Raw genomic sequence first — 15697 nt, forward strand, 5'->3', positions numbered from 1 at the left:
TGGGACGTGAGCGGCATGCCGCCGCCCCGCGAACCGATCCGGGAGGCGGCGGATGAGGCGGAAGGGCTCCCTGCTCGCCGGAGTCGCCGCGGTGGCGGTGCTGGGCGGCGGAGGCGTGGCGGCGCTGAACGCCTACCGCGCGGAGGGGACCGGGGCCACGCCGACCGCCGCGCCCCTCCCGGCGACCGCCGAGATCACCAGGGAGGACCTGGTGGACTCCCAGTCGGTGGGAGGACGCCTGACCTACTCGGGCGAGCGTGAGGTGGCCTACAACGGCTCCGGGACGGTCACCGCCGTCCCCGCGGAGGGCAAGGTGATCAAACGCGGCGGGGCGCTGCTCAAGGTGGACCGCCGCCCGATGGTCCTGATGTACGGCAAGGTCCCGCTCTACCGCGAGCTGAACTCCGGCGTGACCGACGGTCCCGACGTCGAGCAGCTCGAACGGAACCTGCGCGCGCTCGGTTACGGCGACGACCTGACGGTGGACGAGGACTTCACCTACGCCACGCGGCTGGCCGTCCAGGAGTGGCAGGAGGACCGCGGGCTGCCCGAGACCGGCAGCGTGGACGCCTCCCAGGTCGTCTTCCTCGACGGCCCGGTACGCGTCGCGAGCGTCGCGGTGCAGGTCGGGCAGCGCACCGGCGGCGGCCGGGCGCTGAACGTCACCGGGACCAGCCGGATCGTCCAGGTCGAACTGGACACAAGCGACCAGGGGCTGGCCCGGAAGGGGGCCAAGGTGAGCATCGAGCTGCCCGGCGGCAAGACGGTCAAGGGCAAGATCGTCCGGGTCGGCACGGTCGCCCAGACCCGCAGCGAGCAGGAGGGCGGCGGCTCGACCATCGACGTGGAGATCTCCCTTGGCGGCAAGGGCACCGGCCGTCTCGACCAGGCCCCGGTCAGCGTGAGCATGGAGAGCGAACGGGCCGAGGACGTGCTCACCGTCCCCGTGGAGGCGCTGCTCGCGCTGCGCGAGGGCGGCTTCGGCGTCGAGCTCGTCGAGGGCGGCGCCACCCGCCTGGTCGGCGTGAAGACCGGCGCGTACGGCGGCGGCCGCGTCGAGATCTCCGGCGACGGCCTGGACGCCGGCATGAAGGTCGGGGTGCCCAGGACGTGAGCGTCACCAACGTCGTCGAACTGGCCGGGGTGACCAAGGTCTACGCCGGTGACGTGGCCGCGCTGCGCGGCGTGGACCTGCGGGTCGGCGCGGGCGAGCTGCTGGCGATCGTCGGCCCCTCCGGCTCCGGCAAGTCCACCATGCTGCACATGATCGGCACCCTGGACATGCCCACCACCGGCACGGTCACCATCGCCGGTCATGACGTGGGCTCATTGTCCGACCGGCGGCTCTCCGCGCTGCGGGCCCGATACCTGGGGTTCGTCTTCCAGCAGTTCCACCTGGCCGCAGGGGTGAGCGCGCTGGACAACGTGGCCGACGGCCTGCTCTACGGCGGGCCGGCGCTGCGGCAGCGCCGCGAGCGCGCCGCCGCCGCCCTGGAACGCGTCGGGCTCGGCCACCGGCTGGGGCACCGGCCGTACCAGCTCTCCGGCGGCGAGCAGCAGCGGGTGGCCGTGGCCAGGGCGGTGGTGGGCGACCCGTCCCTGCTGCTGGCCGACGAGCCGACCGGCAACCTGGACTCCGCGGCGGGGGCGGAGGTGCTGGCCGTGCTGCGCGAGCTGCACGCCTCGGGCACCACGGTCGCGATCATCACCCACGACGCGGAGATCGCCGCGTGGGCGCCCCGGCGGGTACGCCTGCGGGACGGCCTCATCGTCGCCGACGAGCGCGAGACGGCCGCCCTCGGGGCCGTGACGGCCGGAGACGGCCGATGAGCCCGCGCCGGACGCGGGACGCGGGGGAGCAGCGCCTGGTCGCGACGAGGTTGCGGGAGGAGCGCCTGGTCGCGACGAGGTTGCGCGGACGCGACGTGCTGCGGGTGGGGGCGGCCGGGCTGCGCGCCCGCCCCACGCGGGTCGTGCTGTCCGCCCTGGGCATCGCGATCGGCATCGCCACCATGGTGGGCGTGATCGGCATCTCCGCCTCCTCCGCCGAGGACCTGCTGCGCAGGCTCGACACCCTGGGCACCAACCTGCTCACCGTGGAGCCGGGCAGCACGCTGTTCGGGGAGGGCGCCAAGCTGCCGGAGGACGCCCTGGCCATGGTCCGCAGGATCGCCCCGGTCACCTCGGCGTCGGCCACCGGGTCGATCACGGCCACGGTCCGCCGTACCGACCGGATCTCCGACGCGATCACCGGCGGCATCAGCGTGCAGGCCGCCGACGGCGAGCTGCTGCGGACGCTGGAGGGCCGGGTGCGCTCGGGGGCCTGGCTCAACGCCGCGACCGGGCGGTTCCCCTCCGTCGTGCTCGGCTCGGTGGCCGCCGACCGGCTCGGGCTGACCAGGGCGGGCGGCCAGGTGTGGATCGGCGGGCGCTGGTTCGCCGTGCTCGGCGTGCTCGACCCGCTGCCGCTCGCCCCGGAGATCGACAGGTCGGCGCTGGTCGGGTTCGAGGCCGCCGAGCGCTACCTCGGCTTCGACGGGCATCCGACGATGATCTACGAACGGTCCGCCGACGAGGCGGTGGCCGACGTCCAGGCGGTGCTGCCGCGCACGGTCAACCCGGAGAAGCCCGAGGAGGTCTCCGTCAGCCGTCCCTCCGACGCGCTGGCCGCCAAGGCGGCGGCCGCGGGGGCGTTCACCGGCCTGCTGCTCGGCCTGGGCGCGGTGGCGCTGCTCGTGGGCGGCGTGGGCGTGGCCAACACCATGGTCATCTCGGTGCTCGAACGCCGCAGGGAGATCGGCCTGCGCCGGTCGCTGGGGGCCACCAGGGGCCAGGTGCGGGTGCAGTTCATGGCCGAGTCGCTGCTGCTGTCCGCCCTGGGCGGGGTGGCGGGCGCGCTGCTCGGCGCGCTGGCCACCGCCGGATACGCCTACTCGCGGGACTGGCCGTTCGTGGTGCCGCCCTGGGCGCTCGGCGGCGCCGTCGGCGCGACCCTCGTCATCGGGACGGTCGCCGGGCTCTACCCGGCCATGCGGGCGGCCCGGCTGTCTCCCACGGAGGCCCTGGCCACCACGTGACAAGGGCGCCCCGCCGGTCGTACGGCGGGGCGCCCCCTTTCACGCTTCGTTCGCTCAGACGCCCATCGACTGGGTGTCGTTGGACTCCGCGCCGCCCGCCTCGGTCACGCCGTTCTTGAGGTGGTAGCGCGAGATCGCCTCGCGGAGCTGCTCCGCCTTGATCTCGCCCTGGTGGCTGAGCTGGGTGAGCACCGCCAGGGTGATCGACGCGGCGTCCACGTGGAAGTGGCGGCGCAGCGCCGAACGGGTGTCGGACAGGCCGAACCCGTCGGTGCCCAGCGAGGCCCAGTCACCGGGGATCCAGCGGGCGATCTGGTCGGGCACCGCCCGCATGTAGTCGCTGACCCCGACGAACGTGCCCGGCACGCCCGACAGCGTCCGCGTGATGTGCGCCACCCGCGGCTCGGCGTCGGGATTGAGCAGGTTGTGCTCCTCACAGGCCAGCGCGTCCCTGCGCAGTTCGGTCCAGGAGGTGGCCGACCAGACGTCGGCCGCCACGCCCCACTCCTCGGCCAGCATCCGCTGGGCCTCCAGGGCCCACGGACCCGCCACGCCGGAGACCAGGATGTTGGCCCTCGGCCGCTCCCCGGGGCCCTCGGGGGCCTCGGACAGCTTGTAGAGCCCGCGCAGCACGCCTTCGACGTCGAGCCCCTCGGGCTCGGCCGGCTGCGGGTAGGGCTCGTTGTAGACGGTGAGGTAGTAGAAGACGTTCTCCGGGTCGTCGCCGTACATGCGGCGCAGGCCGTCACGCACGATGTGCGCGATCTCGAAGGCCCACGAGGGGTCGTAGGAGACCGCGGCCGGGTTCGTCGAGGCGATCAGCGGCGAGTGGCCGTCCTCGTGCTGCAGGCCCTCACCGTTCAGCGTGGTACGCCCGGCGGTGGCCCCGAGCAGGAAGCCCCGGCCCATCTGGTCGCCGAACTGCCACATCTGGTCGGCCGTGCGCTGCCACCCGAACATCGAGTAGAAGACGTAGATCGGGATCATGTGCTCGCCGTGCGTGGCGTAGGCCGTGCCCGCGGCGGTCACCGAGCCCATCGAGCCCGACTCGGTGATGCCCTCGTGCAGGATCTGCCCCTCGGTGGACTCCTTGTACGAGAGCAGCAGGTTGCGGTCCACCGCCTCGTAGGTCTGCCCGTGCGGGGAGTAGATCTTCGCGGTCGGGAACATGGCGTCCATGCCGAACGTGCGCGCCTCGTCCGGGATGATCGGCACGAACCTGGCGCCGATCTCCTTGTCGCGCATGAGGTCCTTCAGCAGGCGGACGAACGCCATGGTGGTCGCCACGGACTGTTTGCCCGAGCCGCGCCGCAGGTCGGCGTACACCGGGTCGCCGGGCAGCTTCAGCGGCTTGGCCCGGACGACGCGCCTGGGCAGGTAACCGCCGAGCGCCGCGCGGCGCTCCTTCATGTAGGCGATCTCGTCGTCGTCCTCGCCCGGGTGGAAGTACGGCGGCAGGTCGCCCTCCAAGGCCGAGTCCGGGATCGGCAGGTATAGCCGGTCGCGGAACTCCTTCAGCTCGGCCTTGGTGAGCTTCTTCATCTGGTGGGTGGCGTTGCGGGCCTCGAAGTCCTTGCCGAGGGTCCAGCCCTTGATGGTCTGCGCCAGGATCACCGTGGGCTGCCCGACGTGCTCACGGGCGGCCGCGAACGCGGCGTAGACCTTGTGGTAGTCGTGCCCGCCCCGCGACAGCCTGCGGATCTCGTCGTCGGACAGGTGGGAGACCATCTTGCGCAGCCGGGGGTCGTCGCCGAAGAAGTGCTCGCGGATGTACTCGCCGCTCTCCACCGAGTAGGTCTGGAACTGACCGTCGGGGGTGGTGTTCATCTTGTTGACGAGCACGCCGTCGACGTCGGCGGCCAGGAGCGGGTCCCAGTCGCGGCCCCACACGACCTTGATGACGTTCCAGCCGGCGCCGCGGAAGAAGGACTCCATCTCCTGGATGATCTTCCCGTTGCCCCGGACCGGGCCGTCGAGCCGCTGCAGGTTGCAGTTGATGATGAAGGTGAGGTTGTCCAGCTCCTCGCGGGCGGCCAGGCCGATCGCGCCGAGCGACTCCGGCTCGTCCATCTCGCCGTCGCCGAGGAAGCACCACACGTGGCTGCGGCTGGTGTCCTTGATCTTGCGGTTGAGCAGGTAGCGGTTGAACCGCGCCTGGTAGATCGCGCTGATCGGCCCCAGCCCCATGGAGACCGTGGGGAACTCCCAGAAGTCTGACATCAGGCGAGGGTGCGGATAGGACGGCAGGCCCTTGAAGCCGTGCGAGAGCTCCTGCCGGAACGCGTCGAGCTGTGCCTGGTTGAGCCGTCCTTCCAGGAAGGCGCGGGCGTAGATGCCCGGCGCCGCGTGACCCTGGATGAACACCTGGTCGCCGGACTCGCCGTGGTCCTTGCCGCGGAAGAAGTGGTTGAAGCCCACTTCGTACAGCGAGGCCGCGGAGGCGTAGGTGGCGATGTGACCGCCGACGTTGGTCCGTGCGTTGGCGCGGGACACCATGACCGCGGCGTTCCACCGGATGTAGGCGCGGATGCGCCGTTCGATGTGCTCGTCACCGGGGAACCACGGCTCCCGCTCCGGCGGGATGGTGTTGATGTAGTCGGTGCTGCGCAGGCCGGGCACCCCGACCGAGTGCTCACGAGCCCGCTCCAGCAGGCGCAGCATCAAGTACCTCGCTCTCGATCGCCCTTCCGTCTTCACGACGGTGTCGAGCGATTCGAGCCACTCCTGGGTCTCGCTGGGGTCGACATCAGGGAGCTGGCTGGGTAGGCCGTCACTGATGATCGAGAAACGCTGGCGTCCGGAAGCCACTGGGTCTTCGCCTTCCGAGAATGGACTTGTGAAGCCTCTTCGTATTGTGTCTAGGTCACTTCCATCCTTGCCGCTTACCCCGCGACGCGCATCTCTACTACCAAGTAACTCTGATGTCGCCGCTGGCAGGCGCTTGGATGTGGCCTAGTCCACCGATGGTAGGACGATTCTGGCATGTGACCAGGGTGACGGCAAAGGTCCGGGGGGCGCCTAGGGGGCGCGGGAGCCGTTCGGCGTGGTGGCGCCGGGGTTCCGGGGCGTGCCGTTCACGGCCAGCGTAACGATTCGGTCGAAGTTCTCCTCGCACTAGCGCCGGGTTGCCCGTGCCCTCTTCCCCGGGGGCTTCCGCCGTACCAATGTGGAAGACACCTGGACATGCAGGAAGGAGGGATGCACATGAACGCGGCGATAGGCGATCGGCTCCTGGTGCACGGCAACGTGGTGGGGGAGCGAGACCGCCGAGGGGAGATCATAGAGGTGCGCGGCCCCGGCGGCGGCCCGCCGTACGTCGTGCGCTTCGACGACGGGCACACCGGCCTGGTCTTTCCCGGTCCTGACGCTGTCGTCGTCCCAGCTCAGCGACGGCCGTAAGATCGACTGGTGAAGTCAACCGAGATCGAGGTCACGACCGGGTCGCGAGATCGTGTGCACGACATCACCCGGGAGTGCGAGGAGTTCGCTCGTGACTGCGGAGGAGACGGGCTGCTGCACGTCTTCGTCCCGCACGCCACGGCTGGCGTCGCGCTCGTCGAGCTCGGCGCCGGCAGCGACGACGATCTGCTCACGGCCCTGGGCGACCTGCTGCCGGCCGACGACCGGTGGCGACACGCCCACGGTTCGCCGGGGCACGGCCGGTCGCACGTGATGCCGGCCTTCATCGCTCCGTACGCGAGCGTCCCGGTGCTCGGCGGACGCCTGGCGCTGGGAACCTGGCAGTCGGTCGCGATCGTTGATCTCAATGTGGACAACCCGAACCGTCGAGTTCGTTTGTCCTTTTTGTCCGACTAATCCGGGCAGACCACCGCCTGGCGCAGTTCGTTGCCGTGGCGACCGTTGACGACGGTGGGTCGCAGCGTGTGGACTGTGCCGAAGCGAAGGCCCACTTAGGGCCGGACGTCCGCATCGGGCGGGGTCATCCAAGCAGGAGGGATAGACGTGAGCGCGACCGCGGGTCAGGCGCAGGGCGAGCGCGGCCTGGCCGAACGACTCGGCCTGAAGCCGGGTCAGGTGGTGCAGGAAATCGGTTGGGACGAGGACAGCGACGACGAACTGCGCGAGTCCATCGAAGACCTGACCGGCAGCGAACTGGTCGACGAGGACTACGACGACGTCGTGGACGTGGTGCTGCTCTGGTGGCGCGACGGAGACGGCGATCTGTTCGACGTCCTGACCGGCGCCCAGACCGGACTTGCCGACGGCGGCCAGATCTGGTTGCTGACGCCGAAGGCCGGCAGGGACGGCCACGTGGAGCCGAGCGACATAGGAGAAGACGCCACGACGGCGGGTCTTTCACAGACCAGCAGTATCAGCGCCGCCGCCGACTGGTCGGGGACCCGATTGGCGACCCCGAAGACGCGTCGATAACCGTCGTTCGTATCGGGGGGCCGTTACCTGCCGTACGGCCGGCGTGTCGCAGGCCGTACGGCAGGTCGTGAGCGTGGAATCGAACGGCGCGAGCGTGTGCGGCCAAACATGGGTGGGAGGACCTGGCATGTCCGTCGAGGTCGGCTCTGTAGCCCCGGACTTCGAGCTGCGTGACCAGCACGGCACTCCGGTCAGGCTCTCCGGGCTGCGGGGCACGAAGATCGTCCTGATCTTCTATCCGCTGGCCTTCAGCGGCGTGTGCACCAGCGAACTGCGGGCGATCCGTGACGAGTTCGTCCCGCTCGGCGATGACACGCGGGTGCTCACGGTGACCGTGGACTCGATCTACGCGCTGCGCGCCTGGGGAGACCGGGAAGGGTATACGTTTCCCCTGCTCTCGGACTTCTGGCCGCACGGTGAGGTGGCCCGGGGGTACGGTGTGTTCGATGAGGTGAAGGGCCTCGCGCGACGGGGGACCTTCGTCATCGACGGTGCGGGCGTGGTCCGCTGGAAGATCGAGAATCCGGTCCACGAGGCGCGCGACACGGCACAGTACGCGGCGGCCCTCGCCGGCATCTCTTAAAGCTCCACTAAATAACCCGGCAAATCCGGACAAAATATTTCTCTCCCGGGCTCCGTATGGGCCCGGGCGCCTTCGTTTCCCATCTGGCTTCTTCAATCCGACATCTTCGGAGGCGACCATGCCCTGCTACCGCTGCGGGGCCCGGCAGACGGACCCGGTCCGCGGCGCCAGCCCTTGGCGGCGCGGCGTCAGTGCCGAGACCCAGGTCCTCATCTGCCCGGACTGCCAGGGCGCACAGGACCTTCGGCTCGACACCTGTGAGACGTGTGGGTCGACCCACCTCATCTGCCGCCTGGGTGAGGTCGAGTGCCGGGCGTGCGGGGCCGTCCGCCCGGCGGCCCCGCCCGCCGCCGAGCCCGCGGCGGCCGATCCGCCGCCCGGCCTCTCCGCCGAGGTCGAGGCCGCCCTCAACCGCGTCCTGGGCCGCCGGTAGGGGAGTTCCCCGTCGCGGTCTCTCGCGTTCCCTCCCGCGCTCCCTCCCGCGTCCGAATTGGGCGATCGAATTGGGCGATCGAGGTGGGCGTGAGCGGGTCCTGGCGGGCGATATGGCCGGGCTGCGCTATCGTCAAGGCGCACCCAGCCCCACAACGGGCATACGGGGGCGAACGTAACCTTTCAGATCCGATCCCCCGGGATGGCGGCATGAGCGCGTTCGTAGTGGCTCTCGACGTGGGTGGCACCTCCATGAAGGGAGGCGTCGTCACCCCCGACGGAGTCGTGCTACACACCGAGCATCGCCCCACCCCCAGGGCCGAAGGGCCGGACGCCGTCGTGGCCGCCATCCGCGCGTTCATCGACCACCTCTCCTCCGCCGCCCCGGACACCGAGGGCGCGCCCGCCGGAGTGGGCCTGGCCGTACCGGGGCTGGTGACCCCCGACACCGCCGTGTACTCCGCCAACATCGGCTGGCGCCAGGTCCCGGCCTCCGCCTTCACCTCCGCGCCGGTCCCCGTCCAGCTCGGCCACGACGTCCGCACCGGCGGCCTCGCCGAGTCCGTCCTCGGAGCGGGACGCGGCGTCGCCGACTTCCTCTTCCTCCCGATCGGCACCGGCATCGCGGGCGCGTCCATCCTGAACGGCGAGCCGTACGCGGGGGCCGAGGGCTGGGGCGGCGAGATCGGCCACACCCCCGTCTACCCGGACGGCGAGGCGTGCGCCTGCGGCCAGCGGGGCTGCCTGGAGACCTACGCCTCCGCCGCCTCCGTCGCCCGCCGCTACGCGAGCCGTACGGGCCTCACGGTGGACACAGAGGAAGTCGCCGCCCGCGCCGCCACCGGCGACGACCCGGCCGCCACCGAGGTCTGGAACGACGCGATAGAGGCCCTCTCCCTCTCCCTCGCCACCTACTCCCTCCTCCTCGACCCCTCCCTGATCGTCATCGGCGGTGGCCTCGCCGAGGCCGGCCCCACCCTCCTGGCCCCCCTCGCCGACCGCCTCGCCGCCCACCTCACCTTCCGCCCGGCCCCACCCCTCCGCCCCGCCGCCCTAGGCCCCCAGGCCGGCATGCTCGGCGCCGCCCTCCTCGGCTGGCAAGCCGCCGGTCACCCCACCATCGGCACCACCTGGACTCCCAAGGTGCCCAACACCACCCCGGTACCGTAGGGTGTGACGACCACAACGGGGCGGTTAGCTCAGTGGTAGAGCACTCGCCTTACAAGCGAGGGGTCACTGGTTCGAACCCAGTACCGCCCACCAGCCAAAACGCCCCGTTTCCGTGATCGGAAACGGGGCGTGAGTGACTATCTGAGTGACTAAGCGTCCGACGCCGCAGGAAAGATGCGATCCATCGCCGTCGCTCCCTCCTGGATGACGGGCCTGATCTGATGTCGGTAGACCGTCTCAGTGACCACCGTGTTGGAGTGCCCGACCAACCGTGAGATGTCCTCGATCGGGATGTCATGATCCGAGAGCAGCGACACGAAGCTGTGCCGTAGCTCGCGGGGTGCCCATTCCGCGCCGGTGAGCCCCGCAGAGTCGAGCACCTTCCGAAAGTCGCGCCGCACGTTATGAGCCGTCATGGCGGTTCCCGTGCCGGTCGAGAAGACCAGCTCCTGGCCGCCGTCCTGAGCGTCCCAGAGCGCTCTCAGCGCGTCCACGCAGCGCTTGGGCAGGGCCAGGCTTCGCCGGGACTTCGGAGTCTTGGTGTCTCCCTTCCTGCGCACCGAGCGCCAGACGTAGACGGCGAAGCTCTCGTGATCCCATCCCACTTCGGGCACCGGGTGCCATCGGCCGCCGTCCTGGTCGTAGGCCACGACGTGACTCCACCGCATGGCCCTGACTTCCTCGGTCCGCATGCCGGAGAGCAGGGACACCACGATGTAGGCACGCATGCGCGGCCGGGCGGCCTCAGCGGCTTTCAGGACCGCTTCCGCCTGTCTCATGGTCAGTGCTTTGGACGGGCGGCCATCGCGCCCGTCAGGGACCTCACAGAGGTCCACCACGTTGCGCTTGACCTTGTCCCGGCGCATGGCGTTCTTCATCGAGCGGTTGAGGATGCCGTGGATCAGCTTGAGCGACCGCGTGCCGAGTTCCCCGCGCTTGCCCAGTAGCCATTGGTCGATGTCCTCCACGGACAGATCCCGGAGCTTGCGCGCGCCCAGACACGGGATGACGTGCTTGGCCGCGTAGGTCCGGTACATCTTCACGGTGGAGTCGTCGCGTTTCGGTAGCCCGTTGTCCAGCCAGTAGGCGACCGCGTCGGCCACGGTGTAGCCCGCCGGCGCGATGGCAAGCCCATCCTCGTAGTCGCGCAAGATCTGCTTGAGCTTGTCCTTGGCTTCGGTCTTGGTCTTGCCGCTGCCCCGCTTCACGATCCGCTTCCCGGCGGCCGTGTAGCCGACCGTCACGGACGCGATCCAGCGCTGGCGCTGGTCGTCCCAGTGCAGCCCGCCGTCTCCTCTGCTGCGTCGCTTGGTCATCAAGCCGCCTCCTGTGCTTCCTTCTCCAATAGGGCGATGTAGTTCCGGATGCCGTTGGCGGTGAACAGCCGGGCGCGGCCCTGCTTGACCGACCGCAGGCGACCGGCGCGGATCTGCTCGTAGATCTCCGAACGGCTCAGACCAAGCAGGCGTACGGCGTCAGGGATGCGGTAGAGCTGAACGTCGCTGAGCCGGGGAGCGTCCGGCGCGGGTGCGGTCATGAGCTGTTCTCCTCACCGGGGACACCGGGGACATCCGGCAAGGGCAGGTGTCCCCCGGAAACGGACGGGTTTTCGCAGGTGGGCGCAGGTTCGGGGACAGCGGGGACGCCGGGGACACTTCCGGGGGACCGTGTCCCCGCCGTGCCGGGCAGGCGGTAGCGCCCGGCGGCGTCGGCGCAGAGCTGCCCGTCACCGGCCATCCGCTGGCAGGTCTTCTTGACCGTGTCGCGGGCTATGCCGATGGCCTCGGAGATGGCCTTGGGCGGGCTGTTCGGGTGCTTGCGAACGTGCCGGATGATGGCCGCGCGAGTCTCGCCGAGTGTGTGATCCTCGGGCGGTCCGTCCAAGAGATGCCAGGTCCCGGCGGCAGGTTGGAAGGACATGGCGTACTCGGCTTCCTCCACATCCCGCCCGGTGACGTGCAGCACGCCATCGGCGGTGCCGCGTGCCCGCTTGAGCACCAGCGTGGCGTCTGCGGCACCGGCCAGGCCGTTGGTGCCCGACACCTGCTCTAGGAAGTCCTCCGAGCCCATCTTGCGGACGTGATGCACCAGCACCACGGCCACGCCGTACTCATCGGCCAGCCGTTTGGCGCGGCCGATGGCGGCGTAGTCGGCGTCATAGGCCGACAGGCCGGGCGCAGTAGTGCCGCGTACTTTGGCGAACACGTCGATGACCACCATCCGTGCGCCCGGGTTGCGGTCCAGCCAGCGCGCGATGGCCTCATCACCGCCTTGCGGAAGGGGCGGGCAGCTCGTGGCCAGGGTCAGCCCGCGCGGCGCGGCGGCACCGCCCAGAATCTTGCCCATCCGAGACTGGAGACGGCGCGGGGTGTCCTCAAGAGCCAGGTAGAGCACCGGGCCGCCTTCCACGGCGATGGAGCCCAGGGCCTTGCCCGCGGATGCGACGGCCACGGCAGTGGCCAGCGACAGCCAGGATTTGCCGACCTTGGGCGGTCCGGCGAGCAGGTTCAGTCCTTCGGCGATGACGCCCGGTACGGCCCATCGGACTTCGGGGAAGTTGGTGGCCATAAGGTCATCGGCGGTCCACGCGGTGCGGAACGGTGCCGCAGCCGGGCCGCTCACATCGGATGGCCGGGATGTGTCCCCGGCCACTACGCACAGGTGGCCGGGACGGTTCGGACTGGTCATGCGGCGACCGTTCGCGGACGGCGCGCACCGGCCCGCAGGCCGGATGCGATGGTCCGGGTTGCTTCGCCGTAGGGCTGGCCGACCTGCCGGGCGGCGTCGGTGAGCCAGGCGGTCACGTCGGCTTGGGCCAGTTCGCCACCGGCCACGAGCTGCCCGAGCGCGACCGACGCCCGATACAGGGCGGTGTTGTGCCCGTCCGGCGGTGAGCCGGTCACCCGTTCCAGCTCGGATGCGACGGCGGTCCGCAGGTAGGCGCCGCGCCGGTCGGCGGGCAGTTCGACCACGACCGGGCGTTGGGGCGGCCGCGGTGCCGGGCGAAGCTGTTCGGCCAGCCAGCCGGGCAGGGGCGCGGCTGGTACGGCGTGGATCACGTCGTAGCTGCCGGTACCGTCCGGCAGGTCTACACGGCTGCCAGGGCCGACGATGATGCCGCCGTTGGCGCGGGTGTCGATCAGCCAGCCGAGACCGCCGTTGCTGCCTTGGGTGTTGCCGAGCGGCGGCCCGTCGCTGGGGGCGGTGTAGTACAGGTGGGTGCCGCCCCGCCGGGTGCGGACGGTGAACGTCTCGAACGGCAACGGCTGCCCGGCGCGCTCGCACAGCAGGGCCAGCACGTCCGCGCCGTCGTGGATGCCCGGCAGGTCCCAAGGAGACGGCGGGCGAAGCCCGTCCTTCGGCTTGTCCAGGTCGATCACGACCAGACGGGAGGGGCCGGTGGCGATGCCGACGTTGAACGGGCCGCGTGTCCACCAAGCCCGGATGGTGCCAGGGTCGGTGGTCGCGCGTTCCTGCCATCTGGTGAACCCGCGCGGCGGCATCTTCCCGCCCGGCGTGAGCGGGAAGACGTGCCACCCTCGGGCGGCGGCGGCAAGGGCGTAGCGGAGCATCGGGCCGGGGTTCATGGCGTGTCCTTGCTCGGCGGTAGTGGGCAGGGCGTTGATCGTGTGGCACCTGCCGGGTGCCACAGGCGGGGGCTGGGGGAGGGATATACAGGTCACCGGGGGTGCCACAGCGCGTGGCACCCGGCGTGGCACCTTCTGTGGCAGGGCTGTGGCACCCCCGGTGCGGCAGGTGTGGCAGCTTGATCAATTCGCGTTCCACGCGCTCCCACGCGCAGCCGTGCGCGCGTACCGGGGTGAGGGCGGGCCGCCCCCGGCGTGGCATTGTCGGCGGTGAGTCGGTCAGACTTCGGGGCGGTGTGGCATCAGGTACCGCTGGGCCTCGTCGTCGTAGCCGCCCAGCACCCCGGCTTCGTTGAGTCGCTTGAGCTGCTTTTGTACCCACGCGCGGCTCATGTCGGTGCTCTCCCAAAGCGGCTTGAGGTCGCCGGATGAGAAGTCCCGCGCCCCGCCGTCGAACAGTTCGTGCAGGTGCTTCATCAGCGCCGCACCGCGTTCTTCGGCGGTCATCCGCTGGGTGGGCTGGGCGAAGGTGAGCGGGGGCTGGCCGTCGTTCAGGTCGGGGATCTCGTCATCGATGCCGCCGGTCACGTGCGGGTCGGGGTCTTCGGTGGTCAGGTACTCGCCGGTCACGCTGGTCACGTCCGCGTCGTCTTCGCCCGCATCACCTTCCGGCATGGCCTGCCGGGTCTGCCCGGCCGGGCCGGTTCCGGCGGCGGGGGCGCAGACGGTGGCCGTGATCGGATCCGGTACCCGCGCGGAGGCGGGCCAGGCGGCGGCGTGCGCGCGCATGGTGGCGTTGCGTTCGGCGTCGGTCGCGCCCCAGTCGAACCCGCGCAGCGGCATCGCGATCCGTTCGCGGGCGATGGTGGGCGCGCCCAGGTAGGCCATCCCGGGCTGGCGGTTCTCCCACAGCTCCGGCTGCGCTCCGGCCGCCTCCTGAGCGTCCGACAGTCCCCATCCGGCGTCGTGGGTGTTGGCCACGCCGAAGCACATGTTTCCCGCCTGGCCCTTGGTCAGGGTCGGGACCTGGGTGGAGTCGCCGCGCTGGAGGCTGTAGACGACCGTGCCGCCGCCGGAGCGCAGCGCTTTCATCAGGGTGTTGAACTTGTCCATGTCGATTTCCTCGAACACGTCGGCGGCTTCCTCGATCCACAGCACGAGGTAGGACAGCCCGCACCCGGGCGCCCACTTCAACAACCCCTTGGCTGACAGGTGATCAGTGCGCTGCTTGAGGATCTTCTCCAGATCGGCAATCAGCCGTTTCGCCCCGGCCTTGGTGGTCTCCAACCGGTGCAGGGCCGGGCGCAGCGGGCCGAGCGTCTGTTCACCCTTGGTGATGTCCATGGCCAGCACCACCACCGCGTCGGCGGACTGGCCCGTCTCGGCGGCGTGGGCGGTGCCATCCCGGGTGATGAGTTCGCCGAGCATCGGCCAGCACCCGCCGAACGACTTGCCCGAGCCGGTCATGCCCATGATCTGCAAGTGGTGCCCGGTCAGCACGTACCGCACCGGGTCAAGGTCCTGCCAGACCCCGATGCGCAGCGGCTCGGCAGCGTGGCCGTGCGGGCGGGAAGGGCCGGGCCAGTAGATCGGGCGTTCCATCACCCGGGGGTCGGAGACCACCACATCGGCCAGGGAGGCGTCATCACGGTTGGCGGTCACGGTGACCGAGCCGGGCGGCAGCCGCATCCCCGATTCGATGTTGCCCGCCTTGCGCTGGGCGTCCTCGGCGGTCTTCTCCCCGGGCGGCAGCTCAAGACGGGCCTTGATCTTCGCCTCACCCTGCTCGACGGTGCGGAGCTTGGCCCCGCCGAGCCCGGAACGTTCGGCGTTCTGATCGAACAGGAACCCCAGCCGGTCATGCACGATCCCCTGCTGGTCCCAGCCCTTCATCCGGATCACCGAGCGGATGTTCCACGACAAGGCGGCGGTGATGGCCCCGATGACGCCGAGCCGCCACATCACCGGATGGGCGGGGCCGGTGACCACCACGCCCACGGTCCACATCCCGGCGGCGAAGGTGGTGATGGTGGTGTGCGCGCGGCCCCAGGTCCCACGGGCGTGGGACTGGCCGTAGGTGATCCCGGTCAGCACCACCACGCAGATGGTGAGCACGCTGGTCCAGGCGGCCACGGCCGTCCCGGCCAGGATGAAGTACAGCGCGGTGGCCAGGCCGAAGCCGAGCACCGACACCAGCCACGGCGTTGCCAGGGTCATCAGCTTGGAGGCTTCGCGGGCCTTGACCTTCTCCCACGAGGATTCGGTGTCCAGCGACACCAGGTCTTTCGTGCGCGCCATGATCAGTCGTCCTTGTTCCAGTCGAAGGTCGAGGGCCGCTTGTCGGGTTTGGCGTGCGGGAGGATGTCCACGAACTCCTTACGGAACTGGGCGTGGAACTTCACCAGCTCCACCCCGGCGCCCTGCTGGAGTTCGGCGGCGCGCTTGAGCCGCTTGAC

15 protein-coding genes and 1 tRNA gene are annotated in these 15697 nt (G+C 70.4%); 10 read left to right on the forward strand and 6 right to left on the reverse strand.

What is annotated here, in order from left to right; all coding sequences use genetic code 11:
- The first annotated feature begins 52 nt into the window (after positions 1 to 52).
- Genes P3X83_RS22720 through P3X83_RS22730 form a run of 3 tightly spaced genes read left to right on the forward strand, consistent with a single transcriptional unit; the run spans position 53 to position 3077 of the window.
- Positions 53 to 1114, forward strand: coding sequence for a peptidoglycan-binding protein (locus tag P3X83_RS22720; protein WP_277307179.1), 1062 nt, complete (start codon positions 53 to 55; stop codon positions 1112 to 1114).
- Positions 1111 to 1830, forward strand: a complete 720-nt coding sequence (locus tag P3X83_RS22725) for an ABC transporter ATP-binding protein (protein WP_277307180.1) — start codon at positions 1111 to 1113, stop codon at positions 1828 to 1830. Before P3X83_RS22720 ends, P3X83_RS22725 begins: the two co-directional genes overlap by 4 nt.
- Entirely contained in the window at positions 1827 to 3077 is a 1251-nt protein-coding gene (locus P3X83_RS22730; protein ID WP_277307181.1) for an ABC transporter permease, read from the forward strand. The genes P3X83_RS22725 and P3X83_RS22730 overlap by 4 nt, the downstream gene beginning before the upstream one ends.
- A 54-nt stretch (positions 3078 to 3131) precedes the next feature.
- Here the strand turns inward: P3X83_RS22730 and aceE are convergent, their stop codons facing one another.
- Entirely contained in the window at positions 3132 to 5885 is a 2754-nt protein-coding gene (aceE, locus tag P3X83_RS22735) for a pyruvate dehydrogenase (acetyl-transferring), homodimeric type (RefSeq protein ID WP_346742734.1), read from the reverse strand.
- Between the two features lie 396 nt (positions 5886 to 6281).
- On the opposite strand from aceE, the gene P3X83_RS22740 reads away from it, so the two are divergent.
- The 7 genes from P3X83_RS22740 (at position 6282) to P3X83_RS22770 (ending at position 9747) form a co-directional block, all read left to right on the forward strand.
- Positions 6282 to 6476, forward strand: coding sequence for a DUF1918 domain-containing protein (locus P3X83_RS22740; RefSeq protein ID WP_277307182.1), 195 nt, complete (start codon positions 6282 to 6284; stop codon positions 6474 to 6476).
- Between the two features lie 9 nt (positions 6477 to 6485).
- Positions 6486 to 6893, forward strand: a complete 408-nt coding sequence (locus P3X83_RS22745) for a YjbQ family protein (protein ID WP_277307183.1) — start codon at positions 6486 to 6488, stop codon at positions 6891 to 6893.
- 147 nt (positions 6894 to 7040) lie between these two features.
- The gene (locus P3X83_RS22750; protein ID WP_277307184.1) at positions 7041 to 7469 is read left to right on the forward strand and encodes a DUF3052 domain-containing protein; all 429 of its coding nucleotides are present in this window, start codon (positions 7041 to 7043) and stop codon (positions 7467 to 7469) included.
- A 127-nt stretch (positions 7470 to 7596) separates the two neighbouring features.
- Positions 7597 to 8052, forward strand: coding sequence for a peroxiredoxin (locus tag P3X83_RS22755; RefSeq protein WP_277307185.1), 456 nt, complete (start codon positions 7597 to 7599; stop codon positions 8050 to 8052).
- Positions 8053 to 8170: 118 nt separating this feature from the next.
- Entirely contained in the window at positions 8171 to 8485 is a 315-nt protein-coding gene (locus P3X83_RS22760) for a hypothetical protein (RefSeq protein ID WP_277307186.1), read from the forward strand.
- 209 nt (positions 8486 to 8694) lie between these two features.
- Positions 8695 to 9654, forward strand: a complete 960-nt coding sequence (locus tag P3X83_RS22765; RefSeq protein WP_277307187.1) for an ROK family protein — start codon at positions 8695 to 8697, stop codon at positions 9652 to 9654.
- Between the two features lie 18 nt (positions 9655 to 9672).
- A tRNA-Val gene (locus P3X83_RS22770) sits at positions 9673 to 9747 on the forward strand.
- A gap of 56 nt (positions 9748 to 9803) precedes the next feature.
- Here the strand turns inward: P3X83_RS22770 and P3X83_RS22775 are convergent.
- The 5 genes from P3X83_RS22775 to P3X83_RS22795 all read right to left on the reverse strand — a co-directional run bounded on the left by P3X83_RS22775 (position 9804) and on the right by P3X83_RS22795 (position 15539).
- A complete protein-coding gene (locus tag P3X83_RS22775; RefSeq protein ID WP_277307188.1) occupies positions 9804 to 10970 on the reverse strand; it encodes a site-specific integrase in 1167 nt (388 codons plus the stop codon).
- The gene (locus P3X83_RS22780; protein ID WP_277307189.1) at positions 10970 to 11191 is read right to left on the reverse strand and encodes a helix-turn-helix domain-containing protein; all 222 of its coding nucleotides are present in this window, start codon (positions 11189 to 11191) and stop codon (positions 10970 to 10972) included. Before P3X83_RS22780 ends, P3X83_RS22775 begins: the two co-directional genes overlap by 1 nt.
- Positions 11188 to 12342: an AAA family ATPase gene (locus tag P3X83_RS22785; protein WP_277307190.1), complete on the reverse strand. Its 1155-nt coding sequence runs from the start codon at positions 12340 to 12342 to the stop codon at positions 11188 to 11190. Before P3X83_RS22785 ends, P3X83_RS22780 begins: the two co-directional genes overlap by 4 nt.
- A complete protein-coding gene (locus tag P3X83_RS22790) occupies positions 12339 to 13241 on the reverse strand; it encodes a bifunctional DNA primase/polymerase (RefSeq protein ID WP_277307191.1) in 903 nt (300 codons plus the stop codon). Before P3X83_RS22790 ends, P3X83_RS22785 begins: the two co-directional genes overlap by 4 nt.
- A gap of 279 nt (positions 13242 to 13520) precedes the next feature.
- A complete protein-coding gene (locus P3X83_RS22795; protein WP_277307192.1) occupies positions 13521 to 15539 on the reverse strand; it encodes a hypothetical protein in 2019 nt (672 codons plus the stop codon).
- Between the last annotated feature and the right edge of the window lie 158 nt (positions 15540 to 15697).

It is taken from the genome of Spongiactinospora sp. TRM90649 (assembly GCF_029382225.1).
Classification (GTDB): Bacteria; Actinomycetota; Actinomycetes; order Streptosporangiales; family Streptosporangiaceae; genus Spongiactinospora.